Source organism: Pseudogemmobacter sp. TB195, from assembly GCF_058313095.1.
This window is the reverse complement of the sequence record NZ_JBZEGG010000250.1, coordinates 1-502: the sequence shown is the minus strand read 5'-3', so window position 1 is coordinate 502 and position 502 is coordinate 1. Positions and strand designations below refer to the sequence as shown.

Sequence of the window (502 nt, the reverse complement as noted above, 5' to 3'; positions counted from 1 at the left end):
CGGTCCGGGCAGAGGGCCTGGCCAGATCAGACTGGCCAGGCCAGACCGGCCAGATCAGATCGGGGGTCAGGTTCGGGCGGAGCAGGCGACGGCGGGCGTGGGCGAAACCGCCTGACGGGCGGCGGCGCCAAAAAAAACCGGATAACGCGCGGCGGCGTCATCCGGTGGTCAAGAGGCGGGGTCTGCAAAAATCCGCTCAGAACGGGTGAGCAGAAGGGGTGGTCCAACGCGGCGCCGGCAGGACCGGCAGCGCGGGACCAGGTCCCGTCATGGCGCCCCGGAAGCCAGGGCGCCTGACTGGCGTTAGTGGCGCTTGCCGTGCTTGTGGTGGTCCATGCCATGCGGAACGCTGGCGCGCAGCAACATGCCGAGGCGGCGCTTCTGGCCGTCGTCCAGGGTCTTGTAGAGCGGGTCGACCGCGTCGGCGAGCTTGCGCATTTCGGTGGCGCGTTCGGTGGCCATGTCGGCGCCCCGGCGCAGGCGCTCGACGAAGTCGCCCTTC

The 502-nt window shown here is 70.1% G+C and carries 1 protein-coding gene; it reads right to left on the bottom strand.

Translation table 11 applies throughout. The features are described 5' to 3' along the window. Positions 1 to 303: 303 nt before the first annotated feature. The coding region (locus AC4FS3_RS29625; RefSeq protein ID WP_491023515.1) for a hypothetical protein at positions 304 to 502 on the bottom strand (199 nt) is incomplete at its 5' end.